This window comes from Vibrio sp. L3-7 (assembly GCF_963898195.1).
GTDB classification, from domain to species: domain Bacteria; phylum Pseudomonadota; class Gammaproteobacteria; order Enterobacterales; family Vibrionaceae; genus Vibrio; species Vibrio echinoideorum.
Map to the genome: position 1 here is coordinate 1 of NZ_CAWQUW010000011.1, position 22105 is coordinate 22105.

22 protein-coding genes are annotated in these 22105 nt (G+C 45.0%); 3 read left to right on the top strand and 19 right to left on the bottom strand.

What is annotated here, in order from left to right; genetic code table 11:
- Window positions 1–479 precede the first annotated feature (479 nt).
- The 4 genes from AACW75_RS09525 to AACW75_RS09540 all read right to left on the bottom strand — a co-directional run bounded on the left by AACW75_RS09525 (window position 480) and on the right by AACW75_RS09540 (window position 3916).
- Window positions 480–683, bottom strand: coding sequence for a hypothetical protein (locus tag AACW75_RS09525; RefSeq protein ID WP_017090521.1), 204 nt, complete (start codon window positions 681–683; stop codon window positions 480–482).
- A gap of 204 nt (window positions 684–887) precedes the next feature.
- Window positions 888–1370: an arsenate reductase/protein-tyrosine-phosphatase family protein gene (locus AACW75_RS09530; RefSeq protein WP_048606608.1), complete on the bottom strand. Its 483-nt coding sequence runs from the start codon at window positions 1368–1370 to the stop codon at window positions 888–890.
- A 410-nt stretch (window positions 1371–1780) separates the two neighbouring features.
- The gene (locus tag AACW75_RS09535) at window positions 1781–3409 is read right to left on the bottom strand and encodes an ABC transporter ATP-binding protein (protein ID WP_145571420.1); all 1629 of its coding nucleotides are present in this window, start codon (window positions 3407–3409) and stop codon (window positions 1781–1783) included.
- Window positions 3410–3421: 12 nt separating this feature from the next.
- Entirely contained in the window at window positions 3422–3916 is a 495-nt protein-coding gene (locus tag AACW75_RS09540; RefSeq protein ID WP_017075296.1) for a hypothetical protein, read from the bottom strand.
- A 240-nt stretch (window positions 3917–4156) separates the two neighbouring features.
- Between AACW75_RS09540 and AACW75_RS09545 the strand changes: the two genes are divergently transcribed.
- The gene (locus AACW75_RS09545; RefSeq protein ID WP_017075295.1) at window positions 4157–6517 is read left to right on the top strand and encodes a Lon protease family protein; all 2361 of its coding nucleotides are present in this window, start codon (window positions 4157–4159) and stop codon (window positions 6515–6517) included.
- Between the two features lie 158 nt (window positions 6518–6675).
- Here the strand turns inward: AACW75_RS09545 and AACW75_RS09550 are convergent, their stop codons facing one another.
- The gene (locus AACW75_RS09550) at window positions 6676–7422 is read right to left on the bottom strand and encodes a flagellar brake protein (protein ID WP_135458829.1); all 747 of its coding nucleotides are present in this window, start codon (window positions 7420–7422) and stop codon (window positions 6676–6678) included.
- 270 nt (window positions 7423–7692) lie between these two features.
- Here AACW75_RS09550 and AACW75_RS09555 point away from each other — a divergent pair, with 270 nt between their 5' ends.
- Both AACW75_RS09555 and AACW75_RS09560 read left to right on the top strand, forming a co-directional pair.
- A complete protein-coding gene (locus AACW75_RS09555) occupies window positions 7693–7977 on the top strand; it encodes a GNAT family N-acetyltransferase (protein WP_029225088.1) in 285 nt (94 codons plus the stop codon).
- A gap of 10 nt (window positions 7978–7987) precedes the next feature.
- Window positions 7988–9133 carry a phosphotransferase gene (locus AACW75_RS09560; protein ID WP_145571422.1) on the top strand — a complete coding sequence of 382 codons (1146 nt, stop codon included), beginning with the start codon at window positions 7988–7990 and terminating at the stop codon, window positions 9131–9133.
- An 81-nt stretch (window positions 9134–9214) separates the two neighbouring features.
- On the opposite strand, the gene dsbD is transcribed toward AACW75_RS09560, so the two are convergent.
- From dsbD to AACW75_RS09630, 14 genes are all read right to left on the bottom strand, one after another.
- Window positions 9215–11011: a protein-disulfide reductase DsbD gene (gene dsbD, locus AACW75_RS09565; protein ID WP_237297788.1), complete on the bottom strand. Its 1797-nt coding sequence runs from the start codon at window positions 11009–11011 to the stop codon at window positions 9215–9217.
- Window positions 11008–11967, bottom strand: coding sequence for an FAD:protein FMN transferase (locus AACW75_RS09570; RefSeq protein ID WP_145571426.1), 960 nt, complete (start codon window positions 11965–11967; stop codon window positions 11008–11010). Before AACW75_RS09570 ends, dsbD begins: the two co-directional genes overlap by 4 nt.
- A complete protein-coding gene (locus tag AACW75_RS09575; RefSeq protein WP_004732807.1) occupies window positions 11957–13183 on the bottom strand; it encodes a DUF3570 domain-containing protein in 1227 nt (408 codons plus the stop codon). The genes AACW75_RS09570 and AACW75_RS09575 overlap by 11 nt, the downstream gene beginning before the upstream one ends.
- Window positions 13184–13234: 51 nt before the next feature.
- On the bottom strand, window positions 13235–13726 hold the full coding sequence (locus AACW75_RS09580) for a DUF4266 domain-containing protein (protein ID WP_145571428.1): 492 nt from the start codon (window positions 13724–13726) through the stop codon (window positions 13235–13237).
- Entirely contained in the window at window positions 13726–14190 is a 465-nt protein-coding gene (locus AACW75_RS09585; RefSeq protein ID WP_004732809.1) for a TlpA family protein disulfide reductase, read from the bottom strand. Before AACW75_RS09585 ends, AACW75_RS09580 begins: the two co-directional genes overlap by 1 nt.
- Before the next feature lie 84 nt (window positions 14191–14274).
- Window positions 14275–15489, bottom strand: a complete 1215-nt coding sequence (locus AACW75_RS09590; protein ID WP_145571430.1) for a VWA domain-containing protein — start codon at window positions 15487–15489, stop codon at window positions 14275–14277.
- Complete coding sequence (gene tadF / locus AACW75_RS09595) at window positions 15482–16042, bottom strand: tight adherence pilus pseudopilin TadF (protein WP_054541441.1); 561 nt, start codon at window positions 16040–16042, stop codon at window positions 15482–15484. The genes AACW75_RS09590 and tadF overlap by 8 nt, the downstream gene beginning before the upstream one ends.
- A complete protein-coding gene (locus AACW75_RS09600) occupies window positions 16029–16478 on the bottom strand; it encodes a TadE/TadG family type IV pilus assembly protein (RefSeq protein WP_004732812.1) in 450 nt (149 codons plus the stop codon). The genes tadF and AACW75_RS09600 overlap by 14 nt, the downstream gene beginning before the upstream one ends.
- Complete coding sequence (locus tag AACW75_RS09605) at window positions 16478–17218, bottom strand: tetratricopeptide repeat protein (protein WP_145571432.1); 741 nt, start codon at window positions 17216–17218, stop codon at window positions 16478–16480. Before AACW75_RS09605 ends, AACW75_RS09600 begins: the two co-directional genes overlap by 1 nt.
- On the bottom strand, window positions 17215–18066 hold the full coding sequence (locus tag AACW75_RS09610; protein ID WP_145571434.1) for a type II secretion system F family protein: 852 nt from the start codon (window positions 18064–18066) through the stop codon (window positions 17215–17217). Before AACW75_RS09610 ends, AACW75_RS09605 begins: the two co-directional genes overlap by 4 nt.
- Complete coding sequence (locus AACW75_RS09615; RefSeq protein ID WP_145571436.1) at window positions 18063–18977, bottom strand: type II secretion system F family protein; 915 nt, start codon at window positions 18975–18977, stop codon at window positions 18063–18065. Before AACW75_RS09615 ends, AACW75_RS09610 begins: the two co-directional genes overlap by 4 nt.
- On the bottom strand, window positions 18977–20320 hold the full coding sequence (locus AACW75_RS09620; RefSeq protein WP_102496183.1) for a CpaF family protein: 1344 nt from the start codon (window positions 20318–20320) through the stop codon (window positions 18977–18979). Before AACW75_RS09620 ends, AACW75_RS09615 begins: the two co-directional genes overlap by 1 nt.
- Entirely contained in the window at window positions 20320–21480 is a 1161-nt protein-coding gene (locus tag AACW75_RS09625; RefSeq protein WP_104214405.1) for an AAA family ATPase, read from the bottom strand. Before AACW75_RS09625 ends, AACW75_RS09620 begins: the two co-directional genes overlap by 1 nt.
- Window positions 21477–22100, bottom strand: coding sequence for a CpaD family pilus assembly lipoprotein (locus AACW75_RS09630; protein WP_102496181.1), 624 nt, complete (start codon window positions 22098–22100; stop codon window positions 21477–21479). The genes AACW75_RS09625 and AACW75_RS09630 overlap by 4 nt, the downstream gene beginning before the upstream one ends.
- Window positions 22101–22105: the final 5 nt, after the last annotated feature.

The window sequence follows — 22105 nt, forward strand, 5'->3', positions numbered from 1 at the left end:
TCCCTGCAATTAACAGCACCGAGTTAGATAGCTTATTTGAAAAGTGGAAAGAGCAAGGAGTGAATTTTGCTCAAGAGCGCGAAGAGTCTGTATATGGTATCAATTTTGTTGCGTTAGACCTTGATGGACATCGATTGCGAGTATTTGCTTAACGTTACCTTGTTTTTCTTAAAAGCCAGCATCATTGCTGGTTCATCTAAGTCCAGAACCTTCATAGGTCGAATTTTTACCCGTGGCACTTTCTAGCTCAAAAGTGCCCCATTACTGGTTACGGCTGCACGTTAGCGTTTTTAGACAATCTGGATTTCCCCAAATACAATTCATGTGAGATCCAAAATTTATAAAGCGTCAATTATAGGCCGCATGATGTGTGTAAGCGCAAAATTGTAATGTCCAGTCAAGCTAGACACTTCACTAAGCGATATAGGTTTTATATAAACATCTATTGAAATATAGACACTTAGTTTATGACGGTCGTCTTAGAGGTTCATGAGGCTTTCAATGGACTCCTCAATCGAATCAAAATGATAGGAGTGAATCTCATAACCATCACTAGCATCTATTTTAACTTTAGAAATACCATTGTTAATTTCAGTTTCAAGAAGGCCGAGAGAATGCTCGACTGATTGACAAATAAAGATATTTTGATTGGTTAGAGTGATGCGGCATGATTGTAAAACCATAGTGTGTCCCTTTCTAGCCTAGGCGACAGAATCTTTGTGTTCTGATTGCCAGTTGATGACATTGTTAGAAGAATCCTTTCTATTTTTAACAGTAGACTAGATTGTAAAAAAATGTAGTTTATTTTTTAGTGGACACCGAAAGTGTGACATTGGAAAAAATAAGGCTCTATTATCGCGGGGTTTAACACGCTGTTAAGCGAAGCATTATTCGGTACCTTGGCTTTTTATTGGAGTGCTTGCTACGAGTTGCCCCACTTCAAAGGTTATTTGGTCTACGACTTCTTTTATAAATATGGTTCTGTCATTCCCTGATAGTTCTAGGGCGGCTCCAAGGTTGGGGATACTCCAGCGAAGCCTATTTGGTATGTGTGAACAAACCACGTTTACGCATTCAACAAACAAATTACACTGCTCATTACTTATTTGGTCACATAGTGTAATCACGTAATCGAAGTTTTCATTTGTCTTTTTGTGTTCAAAAATAGTTTTGCTTTCGGTCTGTATAGGTACATCAAATAAGTTAGACAATTCGTCTAAGATAGCTTGGGGTGTTTCTCCGGGCTCAAACCCTGAGCAAGTTGCTTGTATCATCCCATTAGATTGCTGCTCCACAATTGCTTTAGCGATAGCCGCCCTCACGCCTTTTTTAACGCAAACAAATAGAACTTTAATAGGGGGTGTATTCATACCAAAAATAGTCCTTACAAATTAATATCGTATATTAAACATAGATATTTTAAGGGACTTTTCAACATAGTGATTTACCATACCTGTAGTTATCCATGAATTGCTAATTTAGAATAACCACTGACACGTTTCTGTCCAAAAACGAGTTGAACGAAGCCACTCTGCGACTGTGACCCGACTACCAGCTAACCCTGTTTAAAGTCCGTCAATTTTAGCAAACCTTCATAATCACTGGCATGAATCACTGCGTTGATTTTTCATATACGCCAGAAACGAAAAATGTCGCATCCATGCGACATTTTTCTTTTGGCGGCCAAACCAGTTTTTGCTATATCCATTCTAGATTTCAATCCATTAGGAGATTATTCAGAATGTAGTTATAAGACGCTGTTAATGTTGATTAGTTCCCTTTACGCTGCATTTTTTTTCGATTTATTATCCAGGTCGAACGACGCTGAGATTAATTTCTTGGTGTAGTCGTTTTTCGGGTTGTTAAAAATGTCTTCTGCTGTCCCTTCTTCCATCACTTGTCCTTTTTGCATTACCAATACACGATCCGACAGCGCTTTTACTACCGAAAGGTCGTGGCTGATGAAAAGGAAGCCGATGTTGTGCTTGGCTTGAATATCTTTCAACAGGTCGATTACCGTGAGTTGCACCGAGCGATCGAGTGCTGAAGTGGGTTCATCGAGAAGAATGAAAGAGGGTTCAAGAATTAGCGCACGAGCAATCGCGATACGTTGTCTTTGCCCGCCAGAAAACTCATGCGGATAACGGTTAATTGAACTCTGTTCTAAGCGAACTTCAATCAGCGCTTTACGAGCTCTTTCTAATCTTTCTTTCTTGGATAGATGAGGTTGATGCACCGTTAAGCCTTCGGTGATGATTTCCCCAACTGTCATGCGTGGTGACAAAGAACCATAAGGGTCTTGGAACACCATTTGTACATCTTTCTTAAGTTTGTGACGTTCTTTATCAGTCAACAAACTGACATCTTGGCCTTTGTAGACAATACGTCCGGTACTTGGTAACAAGCCTATTAATGCACGTCCTAGTGTTGATTTACCTGACCCTGATTCACCCACAATACCCAAGGTTTCGCCTTGCTTTAGGTTGAGCGAGATGCCTTTTACTGCCTCGAAATACTGGCTTTTGCTCTTGATGAAGTGCGACTTAACTAAGAACTGAACTCGGATATCATCTGCGGACAACAACTCCGAAGCTGACTCATGGACTGGAACCTTAGCACCTGTTGGAATTGAATTGATCAACATGCGCGTGTAATCGTGTCTTGGGTTGTCGAACAAGGCTTGAGTCAATCCCTCCTCCACTAGTTCGCCTTTACACATCACCAGAACTCGGTCAGCAAAGTGTTTTACGACACCAAGATCGTGGGTGATGAACAAAATCGCCATGCCCATCTTGCTTTGAATCTCTTTGATCAAAGAAAGCACTTCAGCCTGAACCGTTACATCTAATGCTGTGGTGGGTTCGTCGGCAATCAAAATGTCGGGCTCGTTAATCAGTGCCATCGCGATCATGATACGCTGCAGCTGGCCGCCCGAAAACTCGTGCGGGTATTTGCTATATGCTTGCTCTGGCATGGGTAAGTGAACCAGTTCAAATAGTTCCAGCACACGTTGTTTTGCCTTCGACTTCGATACCTTACGGTGACACATAATCGCTTCAGCCACTTGAGTCCCAACACGCAGGTATGGGTTCAATGATGTCATCGGCTCCTGAAAGATCATGCCAATCCTGTCGCCGCGAATTGACTGCATTTCTCGCTCGGTCTTTCCAAGAACCGATTGCCCCTCAAACACAATTTCAGATTGAGCATCAATAATGGCGTTGTCTGGCAGTAAACGCATGAGTGCGTTGGAAGACACTGATTTGCCAGAACCCGACTCACCAACAATGGCCAAGGTTTCACTGGAATTAAGGGTAAAACTAACCTTTTTAACCGCATCAATGATTCCATCATTGGTTCTGAAACTAACGGAAAGGTTACTGACTTTGAGAATGGCCTGGTCCGACATGATATATCCTTATCAATTTAAGACATTAGGTGAAGATTGAACTTCTGACGTAGATTTAAGCTGCCCGAAATGGTGATGAGCACGTTGAATTTGTTCAAGCTCAAGCATCCAGTGTGAGCTGCGCTGAGCACTGCAAAAAGCAATCAAGTGATTGAGTAAATCTTCACTCTGCTTCTCTAAAAGCGAATAGGTCCGTTGAATCAGTTCAGTGTTTTCGAGGGAGATGAATTGCATCAGCGCGTATGACTGGTTCAAAGTGTCGAAAGCTTTCTGTTGTTGGCCTAGGCGGTTGAGAATCTCTGATTGGGCAACGCTTGCATCTCTAAGCCCTGCAAGTAAGCAAGCAAACTGGCAAGGTTTGATGTCGCTTTGATATGCAGCATCTTGGATGTGATGGGGAAGGGAAATAAGAACATCATTGTAAAGACGCTGTGCTTCTGGCCAGTGGCCTTGTTCCATTAACTGTTCAGCTTTTAGGTAGTGCATCCAGCATCGTTCAATTTCCATATCCACATCCTCAATCTATAGTAAATGTAAATGTTAATGATATTTATTATCAATTGCAAATTAAAATCATTTACATGTTAAGTTGATGAATAAAATGGTCTCTTATTAGTAAAAATGGCTCAAATTGTGTGTTATTTGTTCGGTTGAACAGCGGTGCAGCGTAAGTCACTAAATTGATAGGAAATTACATCTACACTGATTTTATCTACACCCAAGTAATGAAGGATTAAGGAGGCGGCGATGGCGATGCAAAGACTCAATACAGAACAGCTGTATAAGGTAGCCGATCTAGAAAAGCTACCCTGTAAGTCGACCAAAGAACTGGCTCCAATTGACGAAATCGTCGGGCAGGAACGGGCACAAAAGGCCGTTGAGTTCGCGATGTCAATCAAGGAAAAGGGTTACAACATTTATGCGATAGGGCGAAATGGTCTTGGTAAACGCACCATGATTTTGCGTTATCTAAACCGACACCCTCACGAAGTTAAGGAACTTTTTGATTGGTGTTATATCGCGAACTTTGAAGACATTCGTACACCGAAGGTACTTAAGCTTCCCAGTGGTGTAGGCAGCAGCTTAAAGCAAGATATTGAAAAGCTGATGCGTAAACTGCTCAAAGCTATGCCACTCGCATTCGACAATGAGATGTACTTTAGCCGCGCCGATAGACTTAAAAATCAATTGGCTGCTAAACAGCAAGCTGCACTAGAAGCGATTAGCCAAGAGGCAAAAGACAAAGGTATTAACCTGACGATTACTACTCAGGGTGATTATCAGTTTGTCGCGATGAATGGTGATGACCTTCATACCGAAGAGAGCTTTGATTTGCTTTCACAGGAAGAACAAGATCAGTTCGACAAAACCATTGATGGATTAGAGATTGGCTTGAGAACCATTTCTCGTGAATTGACGGAGCTTGAAGAGACCTACACAGAGAAAATCGAGAAGCTTAACGATGACACCGCGAGAGACGTAATCACTCACTTCATCAAGCAATTGAAAAAGGATTACAGTCAATATCCTGAGATCAAAAAGTACCTCACTGCGCTTCGTAAAGACATTGTTGATAACGCTGATATTTTCTTAGAGGAAAGCACGGAGCAAGCTGAAATTGCCACGGCTTCTCTTGATAAGAAAATGCCACGTCGTTATAAAGTTAACGTAATTGTTACCCAAAAAGAGCAGTCCCTGCCGATCGTGGTAGAAGAGAACCCTAACTACCATTCTTTGTTTGGTCATGTTGAAACCGCGACGTTTAAAGGCACGGTATTTACCGATTTCTCTTTGATTAGAGCGGGCAGTTTGCATCGAGCTAATGGCGGTGTATTACTGATGGATGCGGTGAAAGTTCTCGAACAACCTTATGTTTGGGAAGGCTTGAAGCGCGCGCTACGTTCGCGTCAATTGAGCTTCACTTCATTAGAAAAAGAGGTGACGTTGACAGGTGCTGTTTCACTCGATCCAGAACCTATCCCACTGGATGTGAAGATCATTCTGTTTGGTGATTACCGTACTTATCAACTGTTGCAACACTACGATGCCGAGTTTGGTGAACTGTTCCGTGTAACTGCTGATTTTGAAGATGAGATGAAGCGTACTGCGGATTCTGAAATGCATTATGCGCGCTTCATTTCAAGCATCGTACACGACAACAACATGCTGCATTGTGATCGTAAGGCGATTGCTCGCATCATTGAACACAGCTCACGTCAGGCAGGCGACCAAGGTAAGTTATCGTTGCACTCTGCACACATTGCTAATCTGCTTCGTGAGTCAAACTACGTAGCGAGAGGCTCAAAATCGAACTTGATTCGTGCAACGCACGTCGACCAAGCGTTATCTAACCAACAGATGCGTGTCGGACGACTGCAAGACAGCGTAATGGAAACCTTCACTAACGGTACAACCCTGATCCATGTCGATGGTCAAGCGGTTGGTCAAGTGAACGCTCTGTCTGTGTTAAGTACGACGGATCATATGTTTGGCGCTCCGAACCGAATCACGGCTACCACGGCTTACGGTGACGGTGAAGTGATTGATATTGAAAGAAACGTAGACCTAGGTGGCAGTATTCACTCGAAAGGGGTGATGATCTTGTCTGCTTATCTTTCTTCAGTGTTTGGTAAGACAGCGAAAGTCCCGCTCACTACCAATATCACCTTCGAGCAATCGTATGGTGGTGTGGATGGTGACAGTGCGAGTATGGCTGAGTTCTGTGCGGTAGTGTCGGCATTTTCTAAACAACCAAACCGTCAAGATATCGCAATTACTGGTTCGATGAACCAATTCGGTGAATCTCAACCTATTGGTGGGGTGAACGAGAAAATTGAAGGCTTCTTTGATGTATGTGAAATCAAAGGACGTTCAAATGAACAAGGGGTGATCATCCCGCGTTCGAATGTTCATAACCTAATGCTGCGTAGTGACATCGTGAAAGCGGTTGAAAAGGGTGAGTTTAATATCTGGGCGATTGACCATGTGACAGAAGCCATTGAGCTGTTCACTGGTAAAGCAGCAGGTGAAGCTAGCGACGAGGGAAGCTACCCTATTGATACTGTCTTTGGTATTGCTCAGGCTAAATTGAATGCTCTACGTAAATAGATAAATAGATAAATAGATAAATAGATAAATAGATAAAACGCAAAAGCCATCGATTTAGAGTCGATGGCTTTTTTATTTGGTGGCGACTTAGCGCGCGAATAAGCGGGTTGTACTTGGTCAGCTAACTGCATTAAATAACGATGTGGTGTTAAACGAAGTTATGCGTTTCGTAAGCAGAGCTTGGTTCCATTAAACTTCAGTTTTGCCAACAAGTGCTTAGCATTTGCTCGACCAATATCATCAAACTCCACGCCATATCGAGCGTAGTGCGTCGACTTTTGCAAGTTACAGATAATGCCTCTCAATGGTGGAATAAGTGGACCATTGTAGTTCTCAGGCGTTATCTCTATCGACACTCGGTCGGCAATTTGAATCGGACGAGAGGTTGGTGAAGTAACAAAGCGACAACCACTTTTAGATAAATCTCTTATCTCACAATTTGCTCGTTGGTCGTTGAAGATAATTCTTGAAGCTAAGTTCACTTCGTAGCGTGTTTCTTTACGCAGTTGAGTCACTTGCATCGTACTTGGTGTTGAAAGTACAAGGATAGGGAAGGGTTCACCAATTTTATGGTGAATTTGGCTCCTAAAGTGGATAAGCGCGCCTTCGCCTCGTAGGGAATAAGCACGAGCTGTCATCCAAAAACCTTCTTGAAAGAAAAAGTTCAGGTCTTCGTTAGATACCTCGGGTAACTCAACCACAATACAGTTATCACTGTGCGTACCAATAAACTTAGTGGTCGCGAGAAACTTAGTGCCAACCGGAGTCGAGACATTCAACGTCAGTTCACTGCCGTGTTCAATCATGGCCAGAGCATCAGTGCTGTTAATCGTAGAAACGGTGCGGTTACGAGGGTCTTGAAGTGCCTGATTATGCTCCAAAGGCTTCTTCAGTGGTGCGTTCATTTTGTGTTCTCCATGCGCCAACATGCGTCTGTTAGATATTGATAACTTGCTAACAAGGGGTTGTTACGTGCTAGATTTAATGTAAGTACTTTGAATTATTTATAGAGTGTTATTCTTTGCTTTTGATTTTATGTAAATCAGCGATCTCTAAAAATATCCGTTGTTTGAAGTACTTAGTTTTGTTTATATGCACTTGCGTTAGTTTATTACATGGAACTCATACTTCAAACTTTAATTGTTTGTCGTATCAATTATTTGTAGGAGTTGAGAATGAAGGCCACAAAATGGGTTCAAGACGAGAACCTGATCACAGTTGAGCTCGAACCAAACCAATTTGCAGTCGTTAAGTACCAAAAACAGGGTGATGTACTCCATATAACTTCGACTCGTATCCCTGATGAACTGCAAGGCAAAGGCTTTGGCAAAGTAATGATGGAGTCTGTATTAATTGAGATTGAACAGGCGGGTTTTAAAATTGTGCCAGTGTGCAGTTATGTGGTGCACTACATGAACAGGCAAAAGCAATGGTCGCATCTTTTAGCATCTGAGGCATAAAACAGTATTTATGTCTCGAACGATAGTGTCTCAATCAATGTCATCAAAACAGCTTAACCAAACTGAAGCCAGTTCGAATAAATCACTTCCTGCCCTTTATCAAAAAATAGCGGCTTCACTGGGCTGTCATGAGGGAGTTGATGTTCAAGTCATTCAACGTTTGTGGGGCGGATATGGTGAGTTAGTTCGCTTAGTCTTTTGTTACGAAGGCCATGCTGAACTGAAGAGTGTGATTGTTAAACATGTCGCACTGCCAGATAAAGCCGAACACCCTAAAGGTTGGAACACCAAGTTATCTCACCAGCGAAAGGTGCACTCTTATCAAGTGGAAACGGCTTGGTATCAGTCGTTCACTCAACAGTGGGATGAGCGTTGCCCTGTACCTGTAGGGCTGCATTGTGAGTTACAAGAGAACGAGTGGTTGATTGTGATGCAAGACTTAGCCGAAATCGGTTTTCCGTTAACTTCTCAGTTTGATGTGCTTGCTGTTTCTGACAATCTAGCAATCAAAGGTACTCAGTCTGAACTGGCGTCTGGTTACACACGAGAAGAGCAAAAACAACGCGATGCTTGCCTTAAATGGCTCGCTAATTTTCACGCAAAGCACATCAGTGACGATCAAGAACAGTCAGCCTCATTGTGGCAAGTCGGCACATACTGGCATCTAGACACACGCCCTGATGAGTTTAATGCCTTGGCTGATTTACCATTGAAGAACCAAGCCAAGCACATCGACCGTTTACTAAAAGAATGTCCGTATCCAACTTTGGTACATGGCGACGCCAAGCTTGCCAATTTCTGTTTTGATTCAGAAAGCCAAAACGCAGCTGCCGTCGATTTTCAATATGTGGGTCATGGTTGTGCGATGAAAGACGTAGCTCTGTTTATGAGCAGTGCGGTGAGGCCGCAAGATTGCGCAGAGCTTGAATCACAGATGTTAGAGATTTACTTCCGATACTTGGAAGAGGCATTGGCGTACTATCAGCCACAGCTTTCGTTTGATGAAATCAAAGCCGCTTGGCGACCAATGTTCTATGTGGCGTGGGCTGATTTTCAACGTTTTGTAAAAGGTTGGAGCCCAGAGCATTGGAAGATCAATCCGTATACTGAGCATTTGACTCAAACGGTTATTGAGCAGCTAGAAAGCCCAGAATAAATTGCCTCATATCTGCAAACCAAATAAGAAAAAATCGCCCAATTTATGATTGGGCGATTTTGATTTTATCTAGCGTAGGCCTTAGTTCGTTTGGCTATCAGCTTCTGTTGTTCGTGTGTAAGCGAGCTTATTGGCAAGTTTGAGTTTTTTATTGAACCCCTCTTTATCAATATCCCCCATGACTCGCGCAGGCTCTATTTCACCGCTGGCGGGTGAGTAAAAGAAAATCGCTGGAGGGCCAAATACATTCTTATCATTGAGCCACGCCATTTGCTCTGGAGAACTTTCTGTCACATCAAGCTTTATTGTCTTCCACTCTTTAAGTTTTTGGCTCACTTGTTGGTCGTTGAACACGTTGGTTTCAATCACTTTACAAGACACACACCAATCTGCGTAAAGGTCGATAAGCACCTTTTGGTCGCTGCTCGCTGCGGTTTGTAACTGTTGCTCTAGCTGAACAATAGAGTCTGTTTTTTCAAAGGGAGTGACGGCAATGGATTGAGTAGATTCTCTATTCGCAAGCGGGTTGAGAGGGTCAGTATTACCCAAGAAGAATCCGAAAAATAGAATTAACCCGTAACCCAGTGGCAGCAAAGCAGAAAACTTACGAGTACGCGCCCAACCCGGTTGTGCGGCTTCTAAAGCACCGAAATGCACACCGGAACCGATAGCAAGCAGCGCCCATAAGATCATAATAATCGATGGAGCGACAAAGCGGCTCAACAGGACAATAGCAACAGCTAACAACAGCACGCCAAACACTTGCTTAACTGAAACCATCCACGCGCCACTTCTTAATAACAGACGTCCACCACTTGCGCCGATAGCGATAAGCGGTATGCCCATACCAAGCGCCATAACGAACAGAGTCGCTCCGCCAAACACCCAGTCTTGAGTTGTTGAGACGTACAGCAACGCACCAGCCAATGGAGCACTGACACAAGGTGACACAACCAAGGCTGATATTGCGCCCATGGCAAAGACACTGGCGATCTTACCGCCTCCAAGCTTGTCTGAGCCGCTGTTGAGCTTTTGCTGCAGGGCGGCAGGCAGTTGGAGTTCATAGAATCCGAACATCGCCAATGCGAGCAGAACAAAAACCGCTGCAAAGCTACTTAACAACCAAGGCTGTTGCATCGCAGCTTGCAGGTTAACCCCTTTTGCCAAAGTGGTGACTAAGATCCCCGTCATGGAATAGCTGGTCGCCATACCCAAAACGTAAGAACTGGAGAGTGCCGCGCCTTTCTTGCCTGTCATCGCTTTTTCGCCACCGATGATGCTGGCTAAGATTGGAATCATAGGGAGTACACATGGGGTCAGTGATAAACCTAATCCAAGTAGGAAGAATACTAGGAGTGCTTGTAACTTGCCCGCTTGGGATAGGAACGAAGATAAGCTATTGGTATCTTCACTGATCTCACCTAGGGTTTGATATAGAGAGTTTGATGTCTCCTCAACTTGGGCTTCAGCTACGGTTTCGAACATCGGCAAATCGAGCACTAACTTTTGCGGCAGATAACAAAGTCCTTTGTCTGCGCAGCCTTGATAACGCACGGTGAGTTTCCCACTTCCTGAGTAAGGAACAGTAACGGTAACGGGCTCGTGAAATACGATGACGTTACCAAAGTTAGGATCCTCTTTCTTTTCACCTGGCAGCGAATAACTCGGTTCTAACGTAGATAATGACGACTCACCTTTGAACGAAAATCGAGATTGATACAGGTAGTAACCCTTGTGGGTATCAAAGCTGATTACCGCGCCTTGGTCTGTGGCTTCCCATGTGACGGGGAAGGCCTCTTCAACGGGAAGAAACTCGTTTTCTTGAGCATGTAACAATCCGCTAAACAATAGAATTAACGTAAGTAGGTAGCACTTCATGGATGAAGGAACTCCGTGTTTTGGTGAATGTGTAATTGATCGTCGATGTAGATAACAGCGCTATCTTCAGGCACTGATATGTTGGGATTCAATGTCAGTGAAGTGCTGAGCACGCCCGCTTCCAATGTGGACGACGCGATAGCAGTAACAGACATGATTTTCTTTTCAACATCCCGTTTCGACAGAATATGAGAGGTGGTCTTGTCACCAAATTGCACTTGGCGTTCACTGTGAGCCGAAGTCGTGAGCGCTGCGTTTGTTAACGGAACGGCGAAAAATGGGGTCTTGTTGTCTCTTGGATCCAATACAGCAATGTTGAATGCCGAGCCGTCCGGTTTGGTTCCCAACGCATAGATGTCACCACCAAAATTCACTAACATCGACGTCGCGCCGAGCTGTTTGCCGATCTCTACCGCTTGGTCGACGGCGTACTCTTTGATGACGCCGCCAAAATCGAAACGAGTGCGTGAGTCAGGGACGTGTAGCCTTGTCCTTTGTAGATCGAGGGTCCCTTGTAGATCTACGGTTCCTTTTTGATCCATTGTCCCTTTCAGCTCCCAAGCTTGCTTACCCAAAGCTGAAGACAAGGCTTGGAAGGCGTGACTGTGCAACATCTTCGGTTTCTGTTTTAAAAGATGTTTGATGCTGCCGACCGTGGTATCAAAGGTATCGAACGTCAGTTGACTTAATCGGTCGAGGTGTTGGAAAACCTCGGCAGATTCAGAATCGAGTTCGACATCACATGATGCTCGCTGATTAATGCGCTGTGTTAGCCACGAGTCGTCGCAGTAGAAGTTATATTTGTCTTCCAATCGGCGTGTGTTTTGCTCTATCTCAGTCGCTATTTCTGTTGCGCTTGCCTTTGGAAAGTTAGCCAAATCCATCGACAAAATTTGCACTTCACACGGTACGGTCATGGCATGAAAGCGATGTACAAAGGGCAAGTTAGAACTCATAGGTTGCTCCAACAGCCCACCACTGTGCTTCAAAACCGTTGCTTTGTTCGTAGTACGCAGCAAGCGCATTTAAGCGTAACTTCTTATGTACCTTGATACTCGCCCCTAGTTCATAGGCATTGGCCGTGAAGTTGCCTAAGCGAAGGTCTGAAGTCGCGTAGCCTGACGATGCAAAAGAAGGATCGGCACTACTTGGATCGCGATAGAAATCGGCTGCATCTTGCGTGTACCAGAAATAGCCCGGTGCCAAGGTTAACCATTCACTCACTCGCCAAGATAATTTACCGCCTAACTGGTGAGACATTACGCCCCAATCATCCATAAACCATTTGTATCTTGGTCGGATTTTTAGACTGTCGGACAATGAGTAAAAAGCTTGGATATTAATACCGCCAGAGAGTCGCGTATCCGGTCGAGAATCTTGTCCCAAGAACACTTCATCATCATCGATCTTTCCGTCGTCGTTGATATCGACTTCACGCAGAACCGTTAAATAGTGATTGCTCAAATAGCCACTACGGTAACCCGTGTAAGCAGTAAAAATGCTGTATAGGTTCGGCGTGAAGGTTTGTGATAATCCGGCTTCTAAACTGCCCGTGAAAATGTCTTCCCAGCTCTGGCTGTTTGATGAAGCCAACGAGTATTTGCCGAACGCTTGAGTCTGATCGAAAAGGGCAGAGCCACCTAGACTGTAAGAGCGGTTTTTAGTGCTATCGGCATAGACCAAACCTTTGGCATTGATACCAAGGCTTTCGTAATCTTCTTCTTGAGAGGCGTTACCACCGAGAGTCCATTCATTACGTAAGGTATCGCGATAGGTCGCGCTTAAGCTGATGGATTTTCTAGTGTCTTCAAGGCCTACTTTTTGGATTTCATAGCCACTGCGGTGAGGATCATAGCCTGCACGAATAACCTCGTCGGTTTTATTTTGTGCTTGTTGAGTTTTCAGGGCGCGGTTTACCTGATCCGCATTCGAAGCGGGAGGTGTCGTTGGTCCCCACGCTGGAGAGGCGCCTGAAACACTGTCGTAGCTTATCTCTGCGTTGAGTGTCCAATCTAAGCCGATACTTTTCTCAATCGAAACCATGGTGTCATTGGCTGATACTCTGTCATCGTATTCCTCATAGCTAAGGTAATGAACAGAGATATGATCTTCAGCTAATGCCACGTTAGCCACTGCCGCTGCACTCAGCAGCGTAATTGGTAATTTTTTCATTTTTTTCTTATTTTGTTTTTTTAAATACTGATTTGTTCGTTGATGGATCGGTTAGTTACAACCACAGCCACCGCCACCAACACCACTGCCGCCGACGGAACCTTGTTTGTAAGCGAACACCTTTTCAGAAAAGACGTCGAATTCAGGCACCGTGCCACCGGGTTTCATCTCTTTTTGAGCCAATGTGCCTTTTTCCCAAGGCTTTACGGGTTCAATACCAAGAAACTCATCAACGAAAGCCAGGGCAGAAGGTTTGTTACTCTCTTCTGGTGCTTCCTGTTCGATAACCAGTTGCTTTGCCTTGGGTTTAACCATTTCAATGTTTCGTCTGGTTGCACGTTTTACTTCTTGGTTTGAATAATCACCGCCACTTGAATAAACGGTGCTGGAGATGATCTCTTCTTCAACGATAGGACCTTCGTTTTTGTCAGTGGCTTGCTGCTCAACGGGCTTTTTGCCCAGACCACTGAGGTCGAGTTCTAGCGTGGCATTAGCCGTCATTGGAATAGCGAGTAGCCCAACAAGGGTGACTTTGATTAGCATTACAGTTGCACTCCCATCTTGGTGAGGTCGTCAGTAATCACGTCACTAATGTGGTTAATGGCACCAAAACGAATCTTGATAACCTTGCCTTGATAGATGTAGTAAAGCGCAGGCATGCCGATAGGTTTAAATTCTGCGATCAACGCTTGTTCAGGGTCGTTAACAACAGGGAACTCCAGTCCGAGTTGTTTTTGAAACTCCAAGCCAACCTCAACATCTTCATCCACATCAACGCCTTTAAACGTGACGCCTGTGCCTTTGAGTTCGGTGTAGAGTTGATTGACTTCTGGTAGCTCTTCGCGGCAAGACACGCACCACTCTGCAAAGAAGTCGACAATGGTCAGTTCATCCTTGTTGAGTTGAAGTTTTTCGATGACGTCTGGCGACAACGAATCCCCTTCTTGATAAGCCAATGCAGGTAAAGAAAGGCACAGCGCCAATAGCGCTAGGGCTCGTGTAAACATGTTTTTCTCCATATTGTTTTTAACTTGTTTGTTTTTAATTCAATGCTTAAATTCAGGTGTTTCGAATCAAACGCTTTGTTTGGATTAGCGAGTGAGTTTGATGGTTGCCGAGTATTCAACGGCTAAAATGTCGGAAAAATACTCGTTGAGTTGGGTGGTATTCGTGGCACTAAACACACGTGATGGGTTCCCTGCACAACGCTCGAACTGGGCGATTCGAGATGAGCTGACGCGATAGCCGATGAAGTTCATTTCGATGCCATATTGATTGATTGCGGTAGTACAGAACCCTGCGTTAACCAGTTGGTCAAACGTGTCTCCTTCGTCAGCACCGTCGGTGAAGAGCACTAGCTTTCTTCTGGTTTCAGGTACTGTGCTGACGTTGATTCCCCATGCTTGTTGCCAGCTAGGGATCAGTTGTCTCACTCCCCATAACAAGCCGTGAAAAGAGCGAGTACCGCCATTTGCTGTTAGGCTGTTTATCGAGTTTCGGACGCGAGAAAAGACGCTGGTTAATGGCAGCATTGGTGAGCTTTGGTTACAGTCAGATAACCAGCCGTTGGGCTTCGCAAACTTCACGGGCTGTTGCGAATGCAGAGTCGCGAGGTTATCGACGGTCAGAGCTGCAGAGAAATTGCCATTACGATAGTTAAGCCCATCGATACAGTAGATACCGGCTGCTTCTTTGGATAACCAAGGTGGGCGCTGCGCTGCGACTCCAGAGTCGAAGGGAACAATTGAAATACTCACAGAATCTAAATCGTTAGCGTTATTGCTCTGAGATTGAATCGTATTCAATGCATTGGATAAAATGGATTTCAACGACTGGATGTTTGAACCCATCGACCCAGACACATCAAGTACTAAAACCAGCTCCGTTGGAATCGAAGATTGCTTGCTTTCAACCACACTTTTATAACCACCACCCGTCGCCGTTACCTTGGTTGCATAGCTCTCATATTGGAAGTTGGGCAGTAAGGGTGACAATGAATAACCTAGGCTAATACGGCATTCTGAGCCTATGATTTCTGGTTCTAAGCCACTCACACCTTTTAGGGTTGGCTGATAGTACTCTTGGTAAGCCCGCATCATTGGGAGTGTGGCTGTATCAGCAAAGGCACAAGCTAATGCGGCCGAATCGGCGGCTTGCGCTGCTCGGTTTGAAACCATTACTTGAGCCGAGATCATCAGGGTGCCAACGGCAATGAAAAGCGCTGGAAACAGTAACGCCAACAATGAAATGGTCATGGAGCCTTGCTGTTTTTTAAGCGCAATGCTGCCGAATATTGGTTTAACCATAATGCTTTCCTATCACGGCTGATGAACTTGAGAGTGTTTTAGGAAGATTGAGTCGCTTGTAGTCAAACGGTGTATTCACACATAAAGTGAGTTGAACCAAGGTGGATGGTCTTCCAACTAACGCAGGGTCGCCGCTACCCTCAACGATAAGTGTCTCTAGTTGATCGATGGGTGTGTACTTTTGACAGATGATCCCGGCATGGATGTGCTTGTATTCCCAGTTCGAAGCAGTGGTATCAAATACACGGCTTTCAAGTACCAACCCAATATCGCTGCGCTTGATGTCTTGCGGAAGATAACGTTCGGCGAGATCGAGAAGCTGATCCTTTAACGTATTAGGTAATCCGTTTGGGCCTTGCTCTGGTTTCAGTTGCGTTAGTGAAACGGCGTTGACTAGGTTATATGTTACGTTGTCGAGCTGAGTCTGTAGGTTGAATAAGCGGTAGGTAGCAACAAGCCCCCACAAAATGATCATGAGTGCGAGTACAACGAAGGGGAATTCAATTGCTGCTGAACCCGCTTGTTTTTTTCGAGGTGTTTTATTTGTTGTCATAACTAACCAGTACCTTTCTTTTCAAGGTTGTCATGTTGCCGATAGACTCAGAAAACTGAGTTGATAGATTAGGTAATAAGGCAAATGAAAATGAGTAAGACACCTTGTACTCGCCTAACACTGCTCTGCTTTTGGATACCGGTTTCTCATTAACTAAATCTGAGAAGTTTTCGGCGTATAGCGGCGATGGATCCAAGACGAGCTTGCTCTTATCTATCAGTGGGAACTTTGCGATAGTCTCGGCAAAAGCTTGGTCTGAAATAGGACTAATCGGCCGTGTCTTGGCCTCACGAACACCCGCATTAACGGCTACATCAAGGATGATGTTGACCAACAGCAGGCGGCAGATCTCAAAGAACCCGATGATCAGTATCAGGAACGGTACCACCAACATTGCAAACTCGACGGTCTGTGCACCTTTTTGACGTGAGAGCATCACTGTTCTCCTTGCTCAGTTTTAGCAGCAAGCTCTTGGTAATACAGACTATTGTTGGCGAACTCAGGTTGAGATAGATGTGCACGAGCGATACTTTTCGCGGACGCACTGTCTCCAGAAAGCGCATAAGCCAGTGCTAGATTGAGTTGCAGTTTTACGCTCGCTTCACCTCGGACAAAGATTGGGTGCAGAATTCGGACCCCTTGCTCTGGTTTACCATCGAGTATCCAAGCCATGGCTAAGTTGTTGCGATACTCATTACTGGATGGCATCAAGCTGAGGGCATGAGAGTAAGATTCACGCGATTTTGAATATTGCTTATTGAGCGAGTAACTTACGCCTAAACTGTTGTGGGCGACATCATCAGTTGTAACTAATCTGACAGATTCTTCGAGTGCTGATGTGGCTTGTTCAAGCTCACCAAGCGCCAACCACGCGCGGCCAAGTTCTCTGTAAATCGCGCTCGATTGATTAAGCTCGATACCGTGCTTTAGATAATGCAGTGCCTCATCATAACGACTGGCTTGATTCGCAGCGGACCCCATTAGCAATAGTAACTGTGGGTCATCAGGCTTCGATATCAGCATCTTTCGGTACAGATCCATGGCACTTTCTGGTTTGCCATTCATCAGTGCAACCTCGGCGACTTTCATATCTTCAGAGGTCTCTTTTTCAACGTTATTCGTTGACTGACAGCCAACCAAAATCAGCGCTAAACCCAAGAGAATAATCTTGTTCATAAGCCCCCCAGAGTTTGTTTAAGGGATAACATGATTGGCACGACAATAATGCCCACGACAGGTAGCATGATGAAGACCACTAAAGGGAATGACATCTTGGCTGGTATTTTTCCTACCCACTCTTCAAGCTCTAAGAAGTGATATTGGCGGCTATCAGAGGCAATCAGCTTTAACGCTTCAGCGAGAGGCGTACCGTATTGAAGCGCTTGATTCATGGTGGTCACAATATTGTTGATGTCAGGAAGCTGGACTCGTTTGTCTAGGTTTGAAAGTGCCGTTTGTGGTGAATCAAGAACCGATATCTCAGTCGCAGTGAGTAGCCATTCTCGTGACAATGCTGGAGAGATCGCACGCATCTCTTCACCGACACAGCGAAATACCGCTTCGAGTGTTAGACCTGATGCGACACATACCACCATCAGATCGACTGCATCAGGAATAACGCGGCTAATTTGCATTCGGACTTGGTTCACGCGCCAATCTAGAATGCGGTCGAACAGGATGCCAACCACAATGGCGATTGCGATACATTCGGCCACAGAGTTCATGTTAAGCACTTGGATTCGAGTGACATACCAAGCAATAGATCCCGTCACCATCGTCAGTAGTCTTAAGCCAAGAAGATAGATCTCTGCATTAGGACTCAACCAGCCAATGAGGATTAACTTCTGGCGTCGTGGTTTTGCACCTTGGAAGCGCCATTTGCTAGAAGCGGTCGTGTACTTAGAGGAGTAGCTCGATACGCGAGTCAGTCGCTCAGCGACAACATCTCGTTTGAAAGAAGACAAGTGTGCGACGGCTGTCAGTAGTAATGCACACCCCAACAGAAGCAAGGCAACATACATCATGATGAGAACCTTTTGTTACGAGTCAGAGCGTTCAAAATGAGTGTACCTGAGCTGATGCTAATGACGGCGTAGGTTAGTACACGCTGTCCCGATTCTGTGTTGAACAATTGGATTATCATGGTGGGTTCCATCAAATAGATACCACTCAATAACCCCAAGGGTAAGATAGAAAGAAAGAGGGCTGTCATACGAGGCTCCGAGGTTAAGCTCTTGACCTTTTTTCTCATCGCTCGATTGTCATGCATGGTTCTGCTTAAGCTTTGAAGAATGTCGCGCAGTTGGCCACCATTGGATTGATTCAGGATCAACGCGACCGAGAAGTAGCGAAAACTGCTGTAAGGAAGGCGAACGCATGCATCATCGAGGCTTTGGCGAAGGCTTAAACCGAGCGTTAAGTTGTCGCGAATATAGGAGAACTCACGTCCTAATAGCCCTGGTTGGGTTTCTGACACTTGTTCAATCGCTTGTGGGACTGAGAGCCCCGCAGCCACCGCTCTAGAAATTAAGCCAAGTACATTGATGATGCCTTGTTCGAACTCTTCTACCTGCATTTTCCGGCGGTACATCACTAAGGCACATGTGCATACAAACCAAAGTCCAACAGCGGCGAAAAGTTGATGATGCATTGCTAGTTGGGGAAATAACATGTGGCCTGATGCTGGGAAACCGATAGCTGATAAAGTAATGAAGTACTTATCCCAAACTGGCAGCAATGCATTCATTCGTAAAAAGAAAGCATGCAGTTTGTTGCTGCGCTGGTGGTTGGTTTTTTTGATTGAAACGTCAGCTGTAAGCGAGCGTTGACTGCCGCTTACCAATAACAGCCGTTTATTGACGATGGCTTGCTTTGAGCTCAACCTGATTAACCCGATCGCGATAAATAAAACGAAAACAGTGAGAACTAAGATCATCAGGCTTCAAGCTCCATCGCAACTCTGAGTTGAGCATCGAGTTGGTGATACTTGGCTTTTTCATTGAAGCTTGGTACGCACTTAGCACTCTTATATTCGCCAATCAGGTTACCTTGTTGATCTTCCGATAAAGGTTTGAATTTGAACAAGTCTTGAGTGATGTATTGTTCTCCTTCTAACCCTTGCACCTCGGTGATCGAAACAATGCGTCTTTTTCCATCACGCATTCTTTCGACTTGTATAACCACATCGATGGTGTCTGCGATTTGGCGGCGTAATGAGAACAGAGGCAGAGTCGCTTGGCTCATCATCAACATGTTTTCCATACGAACGAGTGCGTCAGTTGCCGAGTTTGCGTGCAATGTACACAGTGAACCATCATGGCCGGTGTTCATTGCCTGCATCATCTCAAAGGCTTCATCACCACGAACTTCGCCTAAAATGATGCGATCTGGTCGCATACGTAACGCATTTCGCACCAACTCTCGCTGGGTAATTGGCGTTAAGCCTTCGGCATTGGCTGGGCGGGTTTCTGCTCGTACAACATGAGGTTGTTGTAGACGCAGTTCTGCGGTGTCTTCAATGGTAATGATGCGTTCTTGAGGTGAAATGCTAAAAGACATCGCATTGAGCAGTGTGGTTTTACCTGCACCAGTGCCTCCCGCAACAAGCACATTAAGGCGTGAGCGAACAATAATATCGATAAGCTTAACCATCGATTTCGACATTGCGCCAAACTGAGCCAATTGGCTCAGTGTTAGCTTATTCTCATTGAATTTTCGGATGGAAATGTAGGTTCCATCAAGCGCTAGCGGTGGGATCATCACATTGACACGGCTACCATCATCCAACCGAGCATCGACTAATGGATTCGATTCATCGATTCTTCGTCCAACCTTGCTGACGATGCGTCGCGCTAGGTTGAGAAGTTGTTCTTCATTGCGAAATTGAACGGCCGTTTTTTGCAATTTTCCTGAGCGTTCTACGTAGACTTCACGGTACCCATTGACCATGATGTCGGTAATGCCTTGGTCTTCAATTAAGGGCTGTAGTGGACCTAATCCTAGAAACTCATTAAGCAGTTGTTCCACCGAATGAGCGACATCTTTGTGACCAAGCGGTAACTGCTTAGAGACCACGATATCTGACACCATTTCGGCAATTCTAGCTTCAAGATCGGGTGCGCTTAAGCTCACTACAACCGATGGGTCGATCGCCTTGATGACCTCTTCATGAATCACATGATAATGCTCACGAACTGAGGGTGTTGATGTGAGAGCTTCATGCGATCGAGCTCTATTCGTTACAATCGGATCAATGGCTTGTGTGTTCTGACCAAACATTATGCGCCTCGCTTCCAAAAACGGCGGTTGCCTTGTTGCGGCTCACCAGTGACTAGTTCAAGTAGAGAGTTAAACGCGAGCTTCACTTTCCTATTGCCTTTATGGGCAGGCTGACCAAGCGATGACTTGCTCAAGAAATGGTTTGGCAAAAATGGAATCATGACGTCTACAGATGTACCAAGTGATTTCTTAACATCATGGGCTGAAATAAGGGATGCGGAATCGGACTTACAATGGTTCAACACCACAATGGTTTGCGAAGCTGCTTGGTTTTGAAGTCGTTTGATTATCTGGCCTGCATTGCGAATGGAGCTGAGTGTAGGCTCGACCACAATGATTCGGATATCGGCACTTTTAAGCGCTTCAAAGCCAACCTGGTCACGCAATGAATAGGTCGGAATGTCGATCAGTAAGTAGTCTGAACTTTGCAGGCAGAACTTTGTAAACTGATCGAATGCACTCTTTTGTGGCCAAAATGGTGTGGTGTCTAAAGGTAGATAACCGGTAAAGAGCGTGTGCTCGGGTGACACACTGATCCCACTGCGCTCAAACACGAGAGGTTCTAATCTTTCTGGGTATTGTAAAAGCTCTACCAACGCCGTGTTGCCTTCGACATTGAGTAGCAAATCTAAATCACCCATCGAAAAATCGAGGTCCATACAAGTTACTCGTTTATCGAGTTCGGCAAGCTGCTGCGATAGCGTCGCTATAATGGTGCTGCTTCCTGAGCCACCTTTTGCACTGACAATGGAAACGATTTTTTCATTTCGTTTTTCGTTGTTGAGTTGCAAAGCAGCAAAGGAGACGTGTTCAAGATCTTGTGGTGTCACAGGGTTGACTAAATAGTCACTGGCACCGGATGCGAGCATTCCACGGTAAGCAAAAATTTCAGTTGAATGACCAATCGCGATAACTTGGCACCCAGTACGTTGTATTAAACGTTGCACAACCTGTTTCGACTCTGGCAATTCGCTATTCAATACATCGAGGAAGATGGTTTTAACGTCATTCTTAAGTACCTCTCTCACCACGTCATCTTCTTGATTCGAAGAGGTTGTGATGTTGTTGATACCGAAATCATTCAGTGTGTATGTGAGCGCTAATGTATCGAGTTGCTCCGATGCCGCGATCAGTACCGTTAAGTTGTGTACTTGATTCATTGCGAACCTCCTAGCGTGGTATTCGAAGAGCCAGAGTTTGTCTGTTGGTTTTGTGCTGGTGGCGCAAAGTAGTTATCGATGCTAGACACCGCTTTTTGTCCTTGTGCACTGTCGATGGGCTGACCAACTATCAGGTCTTTTGGATTTGCGACCATTTGCGCCAGTGCATTGGCATTCGCACAGCCAAAATTGCGCTGAGTACGATAAGCGTTGAGTGTGGTTCTTGGTGTTTTACCCGCGTCACATGCCGTTACTTTGGCACGATAAGATTCAACAAAAATCGTGAGATCACCTTGACCTTGTGCGGATGGATTCGATACTGAAATTTGAGAAGGGTAGAGCCCTAACTCGATCAGATGAAGCCTAACTTTTTCGCTTTGGTTTTCTCCTTTCTGAGTCGTATTTTCAATCTTAACCATTAAGTTGGATAGCGTGCCTCGACGAGCAATAAAATCAGAGATGTCATCTTTCTCTTGAGCCGATAACGTTTTACCCGACAGTGTTAAAGTCAGCTTGTTTGTTACGGACACCACATCCACAGAAGGTTGTTGGGTTGTAGGCGTTGGCGCGCAACCCGCAAGCGCAATGAGAGCGGGCAGTAATAAGGATAATTTGTTCATGATGT